General features: G+C 50.3%; 1 protein-coding gene. It reads left to right on the top strand.

Annotated elements, in window-relative coordinates; genetic code table 11:
• A partial coding sequence (locus tag HUK38_RS14785) for a choice-of-anchor U domain-containing protein (protein WP_202985594.1) occupies positions 1 to 459 on the top strand: 459 nt, incomplete at both ends.

Below are 459 nucleotides of genomic sequence, written 5' to 3'. Positions count from 1 at the left end.
CACCTTAGCGGCCGGCGGTGAGAATAGTGGCGGCGTTCATTTAACCAATGTCACGCAAGAAGACGCGCCCGAGGATTTAGCGGATGATCCACTCGCCCCGGATTTACCACTCGGGTTTATTCGCTTCACTGCTGAATTACCGCCCGAGGTTGATAATCAAGATTTCGAGTTATTCGTGCCACCAGAGATTGAAATAAACGGTTATTGGAAACAGACCAGCGGCGGCGGCTGGGCCAATTTAGCCAGTGCCGAATACGGCGGTTCAATTGTGATTGATGAGCACGGCACGCTATTGAATTTCACTATTCAAGACGGCGGGCCATTTGATAATGACGGCGCAGTGAATGGCAGTATTGATGATCCGGGTGGGCCGGGCTATGTCGGTGATTCAGCAACCGTCTTTTTAGCGCATAACAGCGGATTAAGCATCTTTGAACGCTTAAAAGTCTATGGTCAAAC

Source organism: Thiospirillum jenense, assembly GCF_014145225.1.
Taxonomy (GTDB): domain Bacteria; phylum Pseudomonadota; class Gammaproteobacteria; order Chromatiales; family Chromatiaceae; genus Thiospirillum; species Thiospirillum jenense.
The sequence above is the reverse complement of the archived record's forward strand: the minus strand, read 5'-3'. Positions and strand labels throughout refer to the sequence as shown.